Source organism: Streptococcus oralis subsp. oralis (assembly GCF_002096435.1).
Lineage (GTDB): Bacteria > Bacillota > Bacilli > Lactobacillales > Streptococcaceae > Streptococcus > Streptococcus oralis_AA.
In genome coordinates, this window is sequence record NZ_NCUI01000025.1 from 84,629 (window position 1) to 104,090 (window position 19,462).

Annotated in this window: 13 protein-coding genes; 12 read left to right on the top strand and 1 reads right to left on the bottom strand. The window is 43.2% G+C overall.

The annotated features are described in order from the left end of the window. Positions 1-2: 2 nt before the first annotated feature. Together B7723_RS06695 and B7723_RS06700 are read left to right on the top strand one after the other, a co-directional pair. On the top strand, positions 3-1,508 hold the full coding sequence (locus tag B7723_RS06695) for a zinc ABC transporter substrate-binding protein AdcA (RefSeq protein ID WP_084850066.1): 1,506 nt from the start codon (positions 3-5) through the stop codon (positions 1,506-1,508). 524 nt (positions 1,509-2,032) lie between these two features. Further along, on the top strand, positions 2,033-3,712 hold the full coding sequence (locus B7723_RS06700) for an alpha-L-fucosidase (protein ID WP_162279225.1): 1,680 nt from the start codon (positions 2,033-2,035) through the stop codon (positions 3,710-3,712). 36 nt (positions 3,713-3,748) lie between these two features. On the opposite strand, the gene B7723_RS06705 is transcribed toward B7723_RS06700, so the two are convergent. After that, complete coding sequence (locus tag B7723_RS06705; protein ID WP_084850064.1) at positions 3,749-5,836, bottom strand: GH92 family glycosyl hydrolase; 2,088 nt, start codon at positions 5,834-5,836, stop codon at positions 3,749-3,751. A 157-nt stretch (positions 5,837-5,993) separates the two neighbouring features. Between B7723_RS06705 and B7723_RS06710 the strand changes: the two genes are divergently transcribed. From B7723_RS06710 to B7723_RS06760, 10 genes are all read left to right on the top strand, one after another. After that, positions 5,994-7,352 carry an ATP synthase subunit B family protein gene (locus B7723_RS06710; RefSeq protein WP_084850063.1) on the top strand — a complete coding sequence of 453 codons (1,359 nt, stop codon included), beginning with the start codon at positions 5,994-5,996 and terminating at the stop codon, positions 7,350-7,352. A gap of 128 nt (positions 7,353-7,480) precedes the next feature. Continuing rightward, a complete protein-coding gene (locus B7723_RS06715; protein ID WP_084850062.1) occupies positions 7,481-8,761 on the top strand; it encodes a glycoside hydrolase family 125 protein in 1,281 nt (426 codons plus the stop codon). 249 nt (positions 8,762-9,010) lie between these two features. Then, positions 9,011-11,656 carry an alpha-mannosidase gene (locus tag B7723_RS06725; RefSeq protein WP_084850061.1) on the top strand — a complete coding sequence of 882 codons (2,646 nt, stop codon included), beginning with the start codon at positions 9,011-9,013 and terminating at the stop codon, positions 11,654-11,656. A gap of 95 nt (positions 11,657-11,751) precedes the next feature. Beyond that, positions 11,752-12,621 carry an ROK family protein gene (locus B7723_RS06730; protein ID WP_084850060.1) on the top strand — a complete coding sequence of 290 codons (870 nt, stop codon included), beginning with the start codon at positions 11,752-11,754 and terminating at the stop codon, positions 12,619-12,621. Further along, entirely contained in the window at positions 12,615-14,495 is a 1,881-nt protein-coding gene (locus B7723_RS06735; protein ID WP_084850059.1) for a beta-N-acetylhexosaminidase, read from the top strand. Before B7723_RS06730 ends, B7723_RS06735 begins: the two co-directional genes overlap by 7 nt. 200 nt (positions 14,496-14,695) lie before the next feature. Then, the gene (locus B7723_RS06740) at positions 14,696-15,625 is read left to right on the top strand and encodes an ABC transporter permease (RefSeq protein ID WP_000714584.1); all 930 of its coding nucleotides are present in this window, start codon (positions 14,696-14,698) and stop codon (positions 15,623-15,625) included. Positions 15,626-15,638: 13 nt separating this feature from the next. Continuing rightward, positions 15,639-16,562, top strand: coding sequence for a carbohydrate ABC transporter permease (locus tag B7723_RS06745; RefSeq protein ID WP_000818344.1), 924 nt, complete (start codon positions 15,639-15,641; stop codon positions 16,560-16,562). A 108-nt stretch (positions 16,563-16,670) separates the two neighbouring features. Further along, entirely contained in the window at positions 16,671-18,155 is a 1,485-nt protein-coding gene (locus tag B7723_RS06750) for an ABC transporter substrate-binding protein (protein WP_084850058.1), read from the top strand. Positions 18,156-18,315: 160 nt separating this feature from the next. Beyond that, positions 18,316-19,005: a CPBP family intramembrane glutamic endopeptidase gene (locus tag B7723_RS06755; RefSeq protein ID WP_084850057.1), complete on the top strand. Its 690-nt coding sequence runs from the start codon at positions 18,316-18,318 to the stop codon at positions 19,003-19,005. 67 nt (positions 19,006-19,072) lie between these two features. Beyond that, on the top strand, positions 19,073-19,369 hold the full coding sequence (locus tag B7723_RS06760; protein WP_162279220.1) for a bacteriocin immunity protein: 297 nt from the start codon (positions 19,073-19,075) through the stop codon (positions 19,367-19,369). Positions 19,370-19,462: the final 93 nt, after the last annotated feature.

The following is a 19,462-nucleotide window of genomic DNA, read 5'->3' on the forward strand; positions in this document are numbered from 1 at the left end:
AAATGAAAAAACTGAGCTTACTACTAGCTAGTCTATGTGCCCTGTTTTTAGTGGCTTGTTCCAATCAAAAACAGGCAGATGGGAAACTCAATATCGTGACAACCTTTTACCCTGTCTACGAATTTACCAAGCAAGTCGCAGGAGATACTGCTAATGTAGAACTTCTAATCGGTGCTGGTACAGAACCCCATGAGTATGAACCGTCTGCCAAGGCAGTTGCTAAAATCCAAGATGCAGATACCTTTGTCTATGAAAATGAAAATATGGAAACTTGGGTTCCAAAATTGCTAGAATCCTTGGATAAGAAAAAGGTGAAAACTATCAAGGCGACAGGTGATATGCTCCTCTTGCCAGGTGGTGAGGAAGAAGAGGAAGGGCATGATCATGGCGGTGAGGGTCACCATCACGACTACGATCCCCATGTTTGGCTTTCACCAGCACGCGCCATCAAACTGATAGAGCATATCCGTGACAGCTTGTCAGCAGATTATCCTGATAAAAAAGAGACTTTTGAGAAGAATGCAGCTGCCTATATTGAAAAATTGCAAGCATTGGATAAGGCCTACACAGATGGCTTGTCTCAAGCCAAACAAAAGAGCTTTGTGACCCAGCACGCTGCCTTTAACTATCTTGCCTTGGACTACGGTCTCAAGCAAGTATCCATCTCAGGTCTCTCACCAGATGCAGAGCCATCAGCAGCACGTTTGGCAGAATTGACCGAGTATATCAAGAAAAACAAGATTTCTTATATCTACTTTGAAGAAAATGCCTCACAAGCCCTCGCCAATACACTTTCAAAAGAAACAGGTGTCAAACTAGACGTACTCAATCCGCTAGAAAGTCTAACAGAAGAAGCAACCAAGGCTGGTGAGGACTATATCTCCGTGATGGAGAAAAACCTCAAGGCTTTGAAACAGACAACGGACCAAGAAGGACCGGAAATCGAGCTAGAGAAGGAAGAAAATACCAAGACAGTTCACAATGGTTACTTTGAGGATGCAGATGTCAAAGACCGTACCTTGAGTGACTATGTAGGCAACTGGCAGTCAGTTTATCCTTTCCTTGAGGATGGGACCTTTGATCAAGTCTTTGACTACAAGGCTAAGTTGACTGGCAAGATGACCAAGGATGAGTACAAGGCCTACTATAGAAAAGGCTATCAGACAGATGTGACCAAAATCAACATCACGGACAACACTATGGAATTTGTTCAAGGTGGCCAAAGCAAGAAATTCACCTACAAGTATGTCGGCAAGAAAATCTTGACATATAAGAAAGGCAATCGTGGTGTGCGCTTCCTCTTTGAAGCGACAGATGCGGACGCTGGACAGTTCAAGTATGTTCAGTTTAGTGACCACAATATCGCTCCAGTTAAGGCAGAATATTTCCATATCTTCTTTGGAGGTACTAGCCAAGAAGCCCTCTTTGAAGAGATGGATAACTGGCCAACCTACTACCCAGATAACCTATCTGGCCAAGAAATCGCCCAAGAAATGTTGGCGCATTGATGCAAGAGAAAATCCCGCAAATCTGCGGGATTTTTTGGTAGAAATGATTAGGTTGTTAGGTATTATAGTACCACAGCAGTGCTGTTCACAATGTGATAAGGCAGTCATTTTCTACTGGCTGCTTCTAACTAGCTGGCGAATGCAAAAGCTACGATTGTACAAATTATAGAATCTTTTCAGGGGATTTAGGAAGGAATCTTAGTCATATTGACGCTACTATCGCTTTTTGTTATAGTCAAGGAGAGAGCAGTCTGGAATAATAGTTTATTCACAGTCTGTGGATAAGTCTAGGGGAAAATAGCATACAACTCTGGGTGTTGAAGTATCCTGATAATAGCTCCGTATATTAGTAACTTGCTAGAGAGCTAGTAGAAACCTTAGTATAAAGCTATTTGACAAAGGTTTGTTTAGGGGGAAGGTTTCCAATTCTAAGAGCTGGAGTCTGAAAAGACTAGTTTTTAGGTATGATTTCTTATCCACAAGTTGTGGATAACTTTGTGAACAAGAGAAAGAGATATGAGATGATGACGAACATAAAACCACATGGGCCATTACCAAGTCAGGCCCAGCTGGATTATTTAGAGGATGAACTAGCTGCCTTTATCCATTTTGGCCCCAATACCTTTTATGACCAGGAATGGGGAAGTGGGCAAGAGGATCCCAAGCGTTTTAACCCGACCAAGTTGGATGCGCATGAATGGGTTCGGGTACTCAAAGAAACGGGTTTTAAAAAGCTGATTTTGGTGGTGAAGCACCACGATGGTTTTGTCCTCTATCCGTCAGCACATACAGACTATTCGGTCAAGGCTAGCCCTTGGAGGGATGGAAAGGGGGACTTACTCCTTGAGGTTTCCCAAGCCGCAACTGAGTTTGATATGGATATGGGAGTGTATTTGTCTCCTTGGGATGCTCACAGTCCCCTCTATCACGTGGACCGAGAAGCGGACTATAATGCCTACTATCTGGCTCAATTGAAGGAAATCTTGTCAAATCCTGCCTATGGGAATGCCGGGAAGTTCTCTGAGGTGTGGATAGATGGTGCTCGAGGGGAAGGGGCCCAAAAGGTCAACTATGAGTTTGAGACCTGGTTTGAAACCATTCGTGACTTGCAGGATGATTGTTTGATTTTCTCAACTGAAGGGACTAGTATCCGCTGGATTGGAAATGAACGAGGCTATGCAGGGGATCCCTTGTGGCAAAAAGTCAAGCCAGACCAGTTGGGGACAGAGGCGGAATTAGATTATCTACAGCACGGAGACCCCTTTGGGACGCTATTTTCAATCGGTGAGGCAGATGTTTCTCTTCGGCCGGGCTGGTTTTACCATGAGGATCAGGACCCCAAGTCTCTCGAGGAATTGGTCGAGATTTATTTTCACTCGGTGGGTCGGGGTACACCTCTCTTACTCAATATTCCGCCAAACCAAGATGGTCTCTTTGATGAAAAGGATATCCAGCGTCTCTATGAATTTGCTGCCTATCGTGACGAGCTCTATAAAGAAGATTTGGCTTTGGGAGCCAAGGTATCTGGCCCTGCTCTATCACCAGACTTTGCTTGTCATCATCTGACAGATGGACTGGAGGCTAGTTCTTGGGCAAGTGATGCAGAGTTGCCAATCCAATTAGAGCACGATTTAGGATTACCTAAAACTTTTGATGTGATTGAGTTAAGAGAAGATTTGAAGTTGGGGCAACGCATCGCTGCTTTTCATGTTCAGGTAGAGTTGGATGGTGTTTGGCAGGAGTTTGGGTCTGGTTATACTGTTGGCTACAAACGTCTCTTACGAGGATCAGTCGTTGAGGCGCAGAAGATACGTGTGACCATTACAGAGACACAGGCTTTGCCTTTGTTGACCAAAATTTCACTCTATAAAACACCTACCTTGTCGAGAAAAGAAGTCGTTCAGCAACTAGAGTTTTCAGAAAAAAGTTTGGCTGTGACCAAGGGAGAAAATGTCCACTTTACAGTGAAGCGAAGAGAATCTAGCAGTCCTTTAGAAGCTAAGATTTCGATTCAACCAGGGACTGGTGTGCATGGTGTCGCCTATCGGGACGAGATTCAAGTCCTTACGTTTCAAGCTGGTGAGACTGAAAAAAAGCTAACGCTACCAACCTTGTATTTTGCAGGAGATAAAAGCTTAGATTTTTATCTAAATCTGACGGTAGATGGGCAGCTGGTTGACCAGCTTCAGGTCCAAGTTTCATAAAAGAAGAACCTTTGCGCGATGCAAAGGTTCTTTTGGTTATGAGTGATTTGGCAACCAGCTAAGTGTAAAGGTTAGTTGCTCAGCTTTCAAGAGGTCTTGGTGTTGAATGCTAGATACTATGGTCTTGTCCAATCGGCATTCTTTGACAAAGTTGAAATGGCTGTGGTTTTGCTCGGCATGGATATCCAGCCATTTATTTTCCTTAGCTAGGTAGATACGGAGATGGTCAAAGAGAGGGATTCCGAGATCATAGCTGGGCTTGCCCGGACAGGTCGGATAAAAACCAAGAGCTGACCAGATGTACCAAGCCGAGAGACTGCCATTGTCCTCATCGCCAAGATAGGCTTGCCAGCTTGGGTGAAAGGCCTTCTGACGTAGGCTCTTGATGAGAAGGGCAGTGTAGTCTGGATAGTTGCTGTAGCGAAAGAGATAAGGAATGTGGAAGCTAGGCTGGTTAGAGATGGCGAGTTGTCCAAAGGGAGCTGTTGCCATCTCGCTCATTTCATGAATCTCGTAACCATAGCCGGTGGTTTCAAAGAGAGGAGCGTCCTGACAGGCTTTCAAAAGATAGTGGCTAAAGGTTTCCTTTCCACCCATAAGTTGGATTAAGCCAGGGATGTCGTGGAGGACGCCTAAAGTCGCTTGAATGGCAGAGCATTCGGCATAATCACGTCCCCAGCTATAAGGAGAGAAGTCAGGGCGGAAGTTGCCTTGGCTATCTCGCGCTCGCATGTAACCCGTCGCAGTGTCAAAGAGATGGCGGTAATTTTGTGACGCAACCTTATAAGTCTGGGCGATGTCATTCTGACCAAGTTTTTCTGCACAGCTGGCGATACAAAAGTCACTATAGGCGTAGTCTAGGGTATGGCTGACGCTTTCGTGGTGATCGGTAGAGAGGTAGCCCAGTTCTTGGTATTGGGCTAGTCCGTGGCGACCATTGATGCCGAGAGGGTCGGACTTGCTGGCTGTTTCAAGCATAGCCTGGAGGAGTTCTTCTTCTAGGTCGGGGGCCATGTCCTTGCAGGCGCTATCTGCGATAATGCCATCTAGCAGGGTACCAGGCATCATACCACGTTCATCTGGAGCCAGCCATTTTGGAAGGAATCCAGTATCGCGGTAGCTATTGAGGAAACCTTCTAGAAAGCGGTGATAGTGTTCCGGTATGACAAGCGCAAAGAGGGGGAAGGTGGTGCGGAAGGTATCCCAGAAGCCATTATTGCTAAAGAGGACACCGGGCTTGACAGTACCAGTAGTCAGGTCCATATGGATGGCTTGCCCTGACTCGTTTACTTCATAAAAAGTCTGCGGGAAGAGGAAGAGTCTGTAGAGGCAGTAGTCAAAGAAGGTCCGGTCAGCCTCTCCTGTCTCTAGTATGTCAAAACGATGGAGGAGATTTTCCCAGTCCGCTTTCGCACTTGCTTTACAGCTTTCAAAGTCCGTTTGAGGTAGATTAAGCAGAGCTTGAGAAGGCGAGATGAAAGAAGTTGCTAGCTGGATTTCAGCATGACTGCTTGCTAAGTCAATTCGCCAGTCTCTACTTTCTTGGCTGATAGCAAGAATATCCGTGTTCATTTGTAGGGCAGTAAACAGTATCAGTGGATTTTTGGTAGTCTCAGTTTCACCTTCTTGTCTTAGGGCAAGCATTCGCTTATCTACTTGCTCCACTGTCAGTTCATCTGCTGCGTGAAGATAGAGGGAGAGGTCTTTGCCTTGCTTTTGCTCCAAACGAATAGAAGCGCTATAGCAAGTCGGTGTAAGCTGGGTTTCAATCTGATAGCGCAGGGAGAAAATCTTCAGATAATGAGGTTGGAAGGAGGCCTTATCCATATCATAGGAGGATTGACGGTGAAAGAGGCTATCTCCCCCAAGCTGGCCGGTGACAGGTGTCAGAAGCAGCCAAGAGTAGTCCCCAATCCAAGGACTAGGCTGGTGGGTTAAGCGAATCCCCTGAAAGATGGGCAGATGCGGATCGAAAAACCAAGCTCCCTCCTGGTCACTGGTCTGAGGCACAAAATAATTCATCCCAAAAGGTACGCCTGTGTAGGGCAGGGTATTTCCTCGAGAAAAGGCATGCTTGCTAGCAGTCCCAAAGCGGGTATCGATGGTTTCAAGTAGTGGTTTCATAAAAAAGCTTTCTGTTGGAGTTTTTGTTTAGTATAACATGAAATTGCCAATAAACGAATTTTAAAAAGTAAATGTCCTTATAAATTTCGGTTAATAATTTACAAATATTCATTCTTTTGTTAGAATGGAGACAATAAAAAAGAAAAGGGGATTATTTATGAGTGATTCGGTAAATAATGTGAATAACGAAGAATCTGTAGAGAAGGTTGAAAACACGCCAGTAGAGGATGTGGAGTCAGTTGCTACTCAAGAACCAGAAACTGTGGAAGAAACTGCTTCTGAGCAAGCAAAAGATGACCAATCTGAAGAAGTGGTGGAAGAGAAAGATTCTAAGTCAGAACAGAAAGAAGATGCAAAAGCTTCAGCTGAGGCTTCAGCTCAACAAGTAGTTGAAAAAGCCAAAGGATTGTTTGCAACGAAACGCAAAGAAATCATTGTAGCTCTTGTGGCAGTAGCCGTTATTATTGTGGCATTTGTGGGATACAATGTTATCCAGTCACAACCAAAAAGCTTGATTGGCGATGTCAAAGTTGAGTTTTCAGGTTATGAAGAATCTGGAACGGTAACTTATAATAGTCAAGATATTGCTGAGAAAGTAGCAGAAATAGCATACCAAAAAGTAGGCTTTAATAAAGATCAGGCAGCTGGTTTGGCTAAAAAAGATCCTATTATTTACGCAGAGGTATCAAGAGATGGCAAGTTGGCGTCTAAATTGATACAAGCAGAAGCGATGATTAGTAGTGTCCATTATGAATTTGACAAAACAAATGGTCTCAAAAATGGGGACGAGGTTACGTTCACTGTAACAACAAGCTCAAAAAACTCACCATTTAAAGCTGAAAAGAAAACTTTCAAAGTTGATAACTTGAAAGAATATGAGAAGGTATCAACGGCTGATTTGCTTAAGGAAACACCAGTAACCTTCTCAGGATTTAATGGTTACGGTACCATTTCTATTGCCAAAAACTCTAAAGACGACACGTATTTCGGTTTTGAAAATGCGGATCGTCCAACTAATCTCAAAAATGGCGATAAAGTAACCTTGCTTGTCAGCCCAGCCTATATCAATACTTTGAAAGCATCAGGGAAAATGGTTGATAGTGAGAAAGTTGAAGTAACGGTCGAAGGTTTGAAAGAGTTGAAAGATGTGAAAAACTTTGGGGACCTTTTGAAGAAGAACGAAGATTTCAGTAAGTCTCAACATAAGAGCGACTCCTATAACACTTACGCCTTGGAATCACAAGGTAGTTACTTGAAAGTCATTCCAGCAGAAGATAAAAAATCAAGTGGGAAAGTTGCCCTTGTCACTGTTTATAAGGTGACACACACTGGAATTGGTGGCTCAACTGATGTCCGTTATAGATATTATGGCTATGAAGCGTACTTATTGAAAGATGGAAACTTAGACCTTGAAACTGCAGGTAAAATTTCTAACTGGGGAACTCAAGATTTTGAAGGTTTGAAAGCAGAGCTTGCAACCGAAGGATACAAAGAATATTCAGAGAAGAAAAATTAAAAAAGTTGGGGAGAGCCCCAACTTTTTTTCATAAGTTTGTTTCAAAACGCCTTTAGTTTGTGTATATCTTTTGGAGGCGTTTTTTTTTATACTGAACATGAAACTTGTTTGAAAGAGGAAACTGCACGATGATTTATTCGAAAGAAATTGTTAGAGAATGGCTGGACGAAGTAGCAGAGCGGGCCAAGGACCATCCGGAGTGGGTGGATGTCTTTGAGCGTTGCTATACAGACACCTTGGACAATACGGTTGAGATCCTAGAAGATGGTTCAACTTTTGTCTTGACAGGGGATATTCCTGCCATGTGGCTTCGGGATTCGACGGCCCAACTCAGACCCTACCTTCATGTGGCTAAAAAAGATCCTCTCTTGCGTCAGACCATTGCAGGTCTGGTCAAGCGTCAGATGACCTTGGTACTCAAGGATCCTTATGCCAATTCCTTCAATATTGAGGAAAACTGGAAGGGGCACCATGAGACTGACCATACCGACCTTAATGGCTGGATTTGGGAACGCAAGTACGAGGTGGACTCCCTTTGCTATCCTTTGCAGCTGGCTTATCTCCTCTGGAAAGAGACTGGCGAGACCAGTCAGTTTGATGAGACTTTTGTCGCAGCGACCAAGGAAATTCTTCATCTTTGGACAGTGGAACAAGACCACAAGAATTCACCTTATCGTTTTGTTCGCGATACGGACCGTAAGGAAGATACTCTGGTAAATGATGGCTTCGGACCTGATTTTGCAGTGACTGGTATGACCTGGTCAGCCTTCCGTCCAAGTGATGACTGCTGCCAGTATAGCTATTTGATTCCGTCAAATATGTTTGCCGTCGTTGTCTTGGGTTATGTGCAAGAAATCTTTGCAGAACTAGACCTAGCTGATAGCGAGAGTATTATCGCAGATGCTAAGCGTCTCCAGTCTGAAATACAAGAAGGTATCGAAAACTATGCCTACACCACCAATAGCAAGGGTGAAAAGATTTACGCCTTTGAAGTGGATGGTCTAGGAAATGCTAGCATCATGGATGATCCAAACGTACCAAGTTTGTTGGCTGCGCCTTATCTGGGCTACTGCGATGTCAACGATGAAGTGTATCAAGCAACTCGTCGCACCATTCTAAGCCCTGAAAATCCATATTTCTACCAAGGAGAATACGCTAGTGGGCTCGGAAGTTCTCATACCTTCTATCGCTATATCTGGCCCATTGCCCTTTCTATCCAAGGCTTGACAACAAGAGATAAGGCAGAGAAGAAATTCTTGCTGGACCAGCTGGTTGCCTGCGATGGTGGCACAGGTGTCATGCACGAAAGCTTCCACGCAGATGATCCAACGCTCTACTCTCGCGAATGGTTCTCTTGGGCCAACATGATGTTCTGTGAGTTGGTCTTGGACTACTTGGATATCCGCTAATACTCTTCGAAAATCTCTTCAAACCACGTCAGCTTCACCTTGCCGTAGGTATGGTTACTGACTTCGTCAGTTCTATCCATAACCTCAAAACAGTGCTTTGAGCAGCCTGCGGCTAGCTTCCTAGTTTGCTCTTTGATTTTCATTGAGTATAAGGAACACGCTTTAGCGCAACTGATTCTCGGAAAGAATCACAATTTTACATTTAAAACGTTAAAAATAAAAATTTAAGTTAGAATGAGGTTTTACTTCATGGAAAATGTTGTCGTACATATTATCTCACACAGTCACTGGGATCGTGAGTGGTATCTACCTTTTGAAAGCCACCGCATGCAATTGGTGGAACTGTTTGACAATCTGTTTGATCTTTTTGAAAATGATCCTGAATTCAAGAGCTTCCACTTAGATGGCCAAACGATTGTCCTTGATGACTACTTGGAAATTCGCCCTGAAAATCGCGACAAAGTCCAACGTTACATTGACGAAGGCAAACTCAAAATTGGTCCTTTTTACATCTTGCAGGATGATTACTTGATTTCAAGTGAAGCCAACGTCCGCAACACCTTGATTGGTCAAGCTGAATGTGCAAAATGGGGCAAATCAACCCAGATTGGTTACTTCCCAGATACCTTTGGAAATATGGGACAAGCGCCTCAAATCCTTCAAAAATCAGGCATTCACGTGGCAGCCTTTGGCCGTGGTGTGAAGCCGATAGGATTTGACAACCAAGTACTCGAAGATGAGCAGTTCACTTCCCAGTTTTCAGAAATGTACTGGCAGGGTGCAGACGGAAGTCGTGTCCTCGGTATCCTCTTTGCCAACTGGTACAGTAATGGAAATGAAATTCCAGTTGATAAAGACGAGGCCTTGACCTTCTGGAAACAAAAACTGTCAGACGTGCGTGACTACGCTTCGACCAATCAATGGTTGATGATGAACGGCTGTGACCACCAGCCTGTACAGCGAAATCTGAGCGAAGCCATTCGTGTGGCCAATGAACTCTTCCCAGATGTGACTTTTGTTCATAGTTCATTTGATGACTATGTCCATGCAGTAGAAAGTGCTCTACCTGAGCAACTATCTACCGTTACGGGTGAGTTGACCAGTCAAGAAACAGATGGTTGGTACACACTTGCTAACACTTCTTCATCCCGTATTTACCTCAAACAAGCTTTCCAAGAAAATAGCAACCTCCTAGAACAAGTAGTGGAACCATTAACGGTCATCACTGGTGGGCACAACCACAAGGACCAGTTGACCTATGCTTGGAAAGTCCTTCTACAAAATGCGCCACATGACAGTATCTGTGGCTGTAGCGTGGACGAGGTTCACCGTGAGATGGAAACACGTTTTGCCAAGGTCAACCAAGTCGGAAACTTCGTTAAGACCAATCTTCTCAACGAGTGGAAGGGTAAAATTGCAACCCAGGAAGCTCAAAGCGACCATCTCTTTACGGTCATCAATACAGGCTTGCATGACAAGGTTGACACTGTCAGCACAGTGATTGATGTGGCGGTTTGTGATTTCAAAGAATTGCACCCAACAGAAGGCTACAAGAAAATGGCAGCCTTGACCTTGCCAAACTACCGTGTCGAAGACTTGGAAGGCCATGCTGTAGAAGCGAAAATCGAAGATCTGGGAGCTAACTTTGAGTATGATTTGCCAAAAGACAAGTTCCGTCAGGCTCGTATCGCTCGACAAGTGCGCGTGACAGTGCCTGTTCATCTAGCACCACTTTCTTGGACAACCTTCCAATTGCTTGAAGGAGAACAAGAAGGCCGTGACGGTATTTACCAAAATGGAGTGATTGATACGCCATTTGTAACGGTAAGTGTGGATGAAAACATCACGGTCTACGACAAGACAACTCATGAAGCTTATGAAGATGTTATTCGCTTTGAAGATCGTGGTGACATTGGAAATGAGTACATCTACTTCCAACCAAAAGGAACAGAGCCTATCTACGCAGAACTCAAAGGCTGTGAAGTCTTGGAAAATACAGCTCGTTTTGCTAAGATCTTGCTCAAGCATGAATTGACAATTCCAGTAAGTGCAGACGAAAAACTGGATGCAGAACAAAGAGGCATCATCGAGTTTATGACGCGTGAAGCTGGGCGTTCAGAAGAATTGACAACCCTAACTCTGGAAACAGAGATGACCGTCTTTGTTGACAATCCACAAATCCGCTTCAAGACTCGCTTTACTAACACAGCCAAGGACCACCGTATCCGTCTCTTGATCAAGACTCATAATACGCGTCCAAGCAATGATTCTGAAAGCATCTATGAGGTGGTGACAAGACCAAATAAACCAGCTGCTTCTTGGGAAAATCCTGAAAATCCACAACACCAACAAGCCTTTGTCAGTCTTTATGATGATGAAAAAGGAGTGACGGTGGCCAATAAAGGATTGCACGAGTATGAAATCCTTGGGGACGATACCATTGCAGTGACCATCCTTCGTGCTTCAGGCGAGCTAGGTGACTGGGGTTACTTCCCAACGCCAGAGGCTCAGTGTTTGCGTGAGTTTGAAGTCGAGTTTGCTCTTGAATGCCACCAAGCGCAAGAACGCTTCTCAGCTTTCCGTCGTGCCAAAGCCTTCCAAACACCATTCACTAGCCTTCAGGTTGCTAAACAAGAAGGAAGTGTTGCAGCGACTGGTAGCCTCTTGAGTCATGCGGCACTCAGCTTACCACAAGTTTGCCCGACAGCCTTTAAGGTAGCTGAAAATGAAGGAGGATATGTTCTCCGTTACTACAATATGAGTCAAGAAAATGTGCGCATATCAGAACACCAACAAACCATTCTTGACTTACTTGAGCGACCATATCCAGTTCATTCAGGACTATTGGCTCCACAAGAAATTCGTACAGAATTGATTAAAAAAGAAGAAATCTAACAGTTTTAAAGTGTTCTATAACGAATACTATGAGATAGAAAGGAGGGGCGAAAGAGTAAGGATTAACTACTGATTCGCCCCTTTTTGGTGAAAATATGACCATTGCAACCATTGATATCGGAGGGACTGGGATTAAGTTTGCCAGTCTGACTCCTGATGGAAAAATACTAGATAAGACAAGTATACCGACACCAGAAACCCTAGAAGATTTACTGACTTGGCTAGACCAATGCTTGGCAGAGAAAGATTATAAGGGCATTGCCATGAGCGTTCCAGGCGCGGTCAATCAAGAAACAGGTGTAATTGAGGGAATCAGTGCCGTACCTTATATTCACGGTTTTTCTTGGTATGAGGCTCTTGCTCATCATCAGCTACCTGTCCATCTAGAAAATGATGCCAACTGTGTTGGACTTAGTGAACTGCTGGCTCACCCAGAGATTGAAAATGCAGCCTGTGTCGTGATTGGGACAGGAATTGGCGGAGCTATGATTATCAATGGCAAACTTCACCGTGGTCGCCACGGCTTAGGTGGTGAGTTTGGCTATATGACAACCATTGAACCAGCAGAAAAGCTCAACAACTGGTCGCAACTAGCTTCTACAGGAAACATGGTTCGCTACGTAATTGAAAAATCTGGTCAGACTGACTGGGATGGTCGCAAGATTTACCAAGAAGCTGCAGCAGGCAATGTCCTTTGCCAAGAAGCCATTGAGCGCATGAACCGTAATCTGGCTCAAGGCTTGCTCAATATCCAGTATCTGATCGATCCAGATGTCATTAGTCTGGGAGGCTCTATCAGCCAAAATCCAGATTTTATCCAAGGGGTCAAAAAAGCTGTTGATGCATTTGTCGAAACTTACGAAGAATACACGGTCGCACCAGTTATCCAAGCTTGCACCTATCACGCAGATGCCAATCTCTACGGTGCCCTTGTCAACTGGCTACAGGAGGAAAATCAGTGGTAACATTTACAGGGCTTAGTCCCAAACAAACTCAGGCAATCGACTTGCTGACAAAGCATATCTCTTTACCAGATGTGGAAGTTGCAGTCGCTCAGTCTGATCAAGCCTCTATCTCTATCAAGGGTGAGGATGGACATTATCAACTAACCTATCGCAAACCCCATCAACTTTACCGCGCCTTGTCTGTTCTCGCAACAGCTTTAGAAGAAGGTGATAAGGTGGAGATTGAAGAACAAGCGGCTTATGAAGATTTAGCCTACATGGCGGATTGTTCGCGAAATGCAGTTCTAAATGTTGCATCTGCCAAGCAGATGATTGAAGTCTTGGCTCTGATGGGCTACTCAACATTTGAGCTTTACATGGAAGACACCTACCAGATTGAGGGGCAACCATACTTTGGTTACTTCCGTGGAGCTTATTCAGCTGAAGAGTTACAGGAAATCGAAGCCTATGCCCAGCAGTTTGATATGACTTTTGTTCCTTGTATTCAGACCTTGGCCCACTTGTCGGCCTTCGTCAAATGGGGTGTTAAAGAAGTGCAAGAACTCCGTGATGTAGAGGACATTCTCCTTATCGGTGAAGAAAAGGTTTATGATTTGATTGACGGGATGTTTGCCACTCTGTCTAAACTGCAGACACGCAAGGTCAATATCGGGATGGACGAAGCTCACTTGGTTGGTTTGGGGCGCTACCTCATTTTGAACGGTGTTGTGGACCGTAGTCTCCTCATGTGTCAACACTTGGAGCGCGTGATGGACATTGCAGACAAGTATGGTTTCCACTGTCAGATGTGGAGTGATATGTTCTTTAAACTCATGTCAGCGGATGGCCAGTACGACCGTGACGTGGAGATTCCTGAGGAAACTCGTGTCTACCTAGACCGTCTCAAAGATCGTGTAACCTTGGTTTACTGGGATTATTACCAAGATAGCGAAGAAAAGTACAATCGCAATTTCCGCAACCATCACAAGATTAGCCAAGATATTGCCTTTGCAGGTGGTGCTTGGAAGTGGATCGGTTTCACACCCAACAACCATTTCAGCCGTCTCATCGCTATCGAGGCCAACAAAGCCTGTCGTGCTAATGACATCAAAGAAGTCATTGTGACGGGTTGGGGGGATAATGGTGGGGAAACTGCCCAGTTTTCTGTCCTACCAAGCTTGCAAATCTGGGCAGAACTCAGCTACCGCAATGACCTAGACCGTTTGTCTGCTCACTTCAAGACCAATACAGGTCTATCGGTTGAGGACTTTATGCAGATTGACCTAGCTAACCTCTTACCAGACTTGCCAGGCAATCTCAGCGGGATCAATCCCAACCGCTATGTCTTTTATCAGGATGTTCTCTGTCCGATTCTTGATCGACACATGACACCTGAACAGGACAAACCACACTTCGCTCAGGCAGCTGAGATTCTCTCTGACATCAAAGAAAAAGCTGGTGCCTACTCTTATCTCTTTGAAACTCAGGCCCAGTTGAACCAGATTTTAAGTAGCAAAGTGGATGTGGGACGACGCATCCGTGAAGCTTATAAAGCCGGTGACAAAGTCAGCTTACAGCAAATCGCCAGACAAGAATTACCAAAACTCAGAAGCGAGATTGAACATTTCCATGCCCTCTTTAGCCATCAATGGTTGAAGGAAAACAAGGTCTTTGGCTTGGACACAGTTGATATCCGTATGGGAGGACTCTTGCAACGCATCAAGCGAGCAGAAAGTCGCATCGAGGCTTATCTAGCTGGTCAGCTTGACCGCATCGACGAGTTAGAAGTGGAAATCTTACCATTTACTGACTTCTACGCAGACAAGGGATTTACAGCCACAACAGCCAACCAGTGGCACACTATTGCGACAGCTTCGACGATTTATACGACTTAAAGGTCTTTTTTCCGAGTCAGAATGTTTCTCGTGAAACCTATTTCTTATAAAAAACTTCTCCACAAAAAATAATTTGTGGAGTTTTTTCTATAATTAGTAGTTTAACCTAGCCTTCAAATAGGAGTATACTAATAATGTAATCGTTATCAAACCTAAAAATTCGATGAAATCAGTTTTTAGGAATAAAAAGGGAGGAAATTATGAAAAAGTTTTCAAAGACCTTGAGAGATAACTGGATCTTTCTCTTGATGGTTTTACCAGGGGCACTCTGGTTGATTCTATTCTTTTACATTCCAGTATTTGGGAATGTGGTCGCCTTTAAAGACTACCATATGACCAGTAATGGTTTCATAGATAGTATTGTGAATAGTAAATGGGTCGGGTTAGATAATTTCAGATTCTTGTTTAGTTCAAAAGATGCCTTTATCATCACTCGAAATACCGTTCTTTACAATCTCGGGTTTATCTTTATCGGTTTGATTGTATCAGTAGGGATTGCCATCATCCTCAGTGAGCTCCGCTCTAAGAGAATGGTTAAAATTTTCCAAACGTCTATGTTGTTCCCTTACTTCCTGTCATGGGTTATCATCAGTTTCTTTACAGATGCCTTCCTAAACATTGACAAAGGGGTCTTCAACCATTTCCTAACATCCATTGGCATGAAGGAAGTCAACTTCTACGCTGACTTAGGCATTTGGCCATATCTTCTCCTTTTCCTAGGTATTTGGAAAGGCTTTGGATATAGCAGTGTCATGTATTATGCGACAATCATGGGAATTGATCCAACCTACTACGAAGCAGCAACAGTGGACGGGGCTAGCAAGTGGCAACGCATTCGCAACGTAACCATTCCTCAGTTGACTCCGCTTGTAACAGTCTTGACCATCCTTGCAGTCGGAAATATCTTCCGTGCAGACTTCGGTCTCTTCTATCAAATCCCACACAATGCTGGTCAGCTTTACAATGTAACCAACGTTTTGGACGTATATGTCTTTAATGGTTTGACTCAGACAGCAGATATCGGTATGGCTTCAGCAGCCGGTCTTTACCAGTCCGTTGTCGGTTTGATTCTGGTTATCCTATCAAACTTGCTTGCAAGACGAGTTGATCCGAACTCAGCTTTGTTCTAGAAAGGAGGAGAATATGGCAGAAAAGAAAATTAAAAAAGAAAAAATCGATAATGTCGGCATTCACTCCTTCAGTAAGAAAGCAGATATCTTCTTTAGTATCATCTCTGGTTTGATCGCTCTTTCTTGTATCTTGCCCTTTATCTTCGTTATCATCATTTCGGTGACAGATGAAAAGAGCATCCTCCAGTATGGATATAGCTTTTTCCCTTCGAAGTTCGGTGTAGATGGATTCCAGTTCCTAGCTCAGTTTAAAGATAAGATCCTCCAAGCGCTCTTTATCTCAGTTTTTGTAACTGTAGTCGGAACAGTGACCAACGTCTTCATTACAACCACTTATGCCTACGCCATCTCACGGACAACCTTTAAGTACCGCAGATTCTTTACGATCTTCGCTCTTCTTAGTATGTTGTTCAATGCTGGTTTGGTACCGGGCTATATCGTGGTCACTCGCCTGCTTCAACTGGGTGATACCGTTTGGGCCTTGATTGTTCCAATGCTTCTCTCACCATTCAACATCATCTTGATGCGTTCCTTCTTCAAGAAGACCATTCCAGAAGCCATTCTCGAATCTGCTCGTATCGATGGTGCCAGTGAAGCTCGGATCTTCTTCCAGATTTGTTTGCCATTGTCACTTCCAGGTATCGCAACCATCACGCTTTTGACAGCTCTTGGTTTCTGGAACGACTGGTTCAACGCCCTTCTTTACATCAAGAGTGACAACTTGTATCCATTGCAATATTTGCTTATGCAAATCCAGCAAAATATGGACTACATTGCAAAAGCAGTCGGCCTATCTGGCCAACTGGGAGTTGCTCTACCAAAAGAAACAGGTCGTATGGCCATGGTTGTGGTTGCAACCCTTCCAATCGCGATTCTGTATCCATTCTTCCAACGCTACTTTGTTAAAGGGTTGACAATCGGTGGTGTGAAAGAATAGCACTTATTGAGAAACACCGTTTCTCCCTTCCCAACTTCATCTTAGTGACTGAAGTTACAAATCATTAAATCGTTTATAAGTTTAAAAATAAAAAAAGGAGTTTTTATCATGAAAAACTGGAAAAAATATGCTTTTGCATCTGCTAGCGTAGTCGCTTTGGCTGCAAGTCTTGCTGCTTGTGGAAACCTTACAGGTAACAACAAAAAAGCTGCAGATACTACTTCAGGTGAAAAACCTGTAATCAAAATGTACCAAATCGGTGACAAACCAGACAACTTGGATGAATTGCTAGAAAATGCAAACAAAATCATCGAAGAAAAAGTCGGTGCTAAATTGGATATCCAATACCTTGGATGGGGTGACTATGATAAGAAAATGTCTGTTATCACATCATCTGGTGAAAACTATGATATCGCATTTGCATCTAACTATGTCGTAAATGCTCAAAAAGGTGCTTATGCTGACTTGACAGAATTGTATAAAAAAGAAGGAGCAGAGCTTTACAAAGCACTTGATCCAGCTTACATCAAAGGGAACACTGTAAATGGTAAGATCTATGCAGTACCAGTTGCAGCTAACGTTGCATCATCTCAAAACTTTGCCTTCAACGGAACTCTTCTTGCTAAATACGGTATCGATATTTCAGGTGTCACTTCATACGAAACACTTGAACCAGTCTTGAAACAAATTAAAGAAAAAGCTCCAGACGTAGTACCATTTGCGGTTACGAAGAACTTTATCCCATCTGATAACTTTGACTACCCAGTACCAAACGGACTTCCATTTGTTATCGACCTTGAAGGAGACACTACTAAGATTGTAAACCGTTACGAAGTGCCTCGTTTCAAAGAACACTTGAAGACTCTTCACAAATTCTATGAAGAAGGGTACATTCCAAAAGACGTAGCAACAAGCGACACTTCATTTGACCTTCAACAAGATACTTGGTTCGTTCGTGAAGAAACAGTAGGACCAGCTGACTACGGTAACAGCTTGCTCTCACGTGTTGCGAACAAAGATATCCAAATCAAACCAATCACTAACTTTATCAAGAAAAACCAAACAACACAAGTTGCTAACTTTGTCATCTCAAACAACTCTAAGAACAAAGAAAAATCAATGGAAGTGTTGAACCTCTTGAACACGAACCCAGAACTCTTGAACGGTCTTGTTTACGGTCCAGAAGGCAAGAACTGGGAAAAAATTGAAGGTAAAGAAAACCGTGTACGCGTCCTTGATGCCTACAAAGAAAACACTCACATGGGTGGATGGAACACTGGTAACAACTGGATTCTTTACATCAACGAAAACGTTACAGATCAACAAATCGAAGATTCTAAGAAACAATTGGCAGAAGCTAAAGAATCTCCAGCGCTTGGATTCATCTTTAACACTGACAGTGTGAAATCTGAAATCTCAGCAATCTCTAACACAATGCAACAATTCGATACAGCTATCAACACTGGTACTTTAGACCCAGAAAAAGCAATCCCAGATTTAATGGCAAAATTGAAATCTGAAGGTGCCTACGAAAAAGTATTGAACGAAATGCAAAAACAATACGACGAATTCTTGAAAAACAAAAAATCATAAAATCGATTGATTTCGTGTATTCATTCCTAATTCCTAAAAATGTGATCACTGCCTTCCTTAGTTTTCTAGGGGAGGTAGTGATTTTTAGGATGTAAAAATGAAAACAGTGGTTCTGAGGGTTTATGCGATGTGATACACATGTATCTACAGGAGGTCTATCATGAAAAAATATCGTCTTCTTTTCAAAATGAGTGCTGTCTTCTCTTACCTATTTTTCGTATTTGGCCTTTCCCAGCTGACGCTTATTGTCCAAAACTATTGGCAATTTTCTTCCCAGATTGGCAATTTCTTCTGGATTCAAAATATCTTGAGTTTGCTATTTAGCGGAGTCATGATTTGGATTCTGGTTAAGACAGGGCATGGTTATCTCTTTCGCATTCCAAGAAAAAAATGGCTTTGGTATTCGATTTTGACAGTATTAGTGGTAGTGCTCCAGATCTCTTTTAACGTTCAGACAGCTAAACATGTCCAGTCAACTGCTGAAGGTTGGGCTGTATTGATTGGTTATAGTGGGACTAACTTTGCAGAGCTAGGTATCTATATAGCCCTGTTCTTTCTGGTTCCACTGATGGAAGAATTGATCTATAGGGGTTTGTTGCAACATGTTTTCTTTAAACATTCGCGATTTGGTCTTGATTTGCTTCTTCCTTCTATTTTATTTGCTCTCCCTCATTTTTCAAGCCTTCCTAGTCTGTTAGATATCTTCGTCTTTGCAACATCTGGAATCATTTTTGCTGGTTTGACCCGTTATACCAAGAGCATTTATCCTTCCTATGCGGTGCATGTGATCAATAATATTGTAGCGACCTTGCCATTTTTGCTGACTTTTTTACATAGGGTATTTGGGTAAAATACTGGCTGGAGAGTTAGGAATTATAGTTTTTCAATTTATAAGCGAATTTCAGGAGAAAATGAGAATGACACCATTAAAATGGTTCGCTGGAGGAAGTGAAAGACGTTGTGAAGCGATGACCATCATTGATCATCTATTGGAAGATATAAAGGCTGCGCCTCAACTTGCTCCCCTGAAAAATCAGTTAGTGATTTATAAAAAACGATTAAAGGACGATGGAACCTCTACTCCATTTATTCTGAGCCAAATGAATGTTGACATCTCACGTGTGTTGATTGATAACAAGCTAAGTTTGTCAGAAAGTCAAGCTAAGCAAGTCAAAAAATTGAGAGAATTATCTGCGATTCGCTATGGTTACTGATGAAGTGCAGGGGTAGGTCTCTTTATATAATTTCCGGTCAAATAAATTGCATTCGTTTTCCCAAGTGGGTATACTAGTATAGTTGAATGAAAA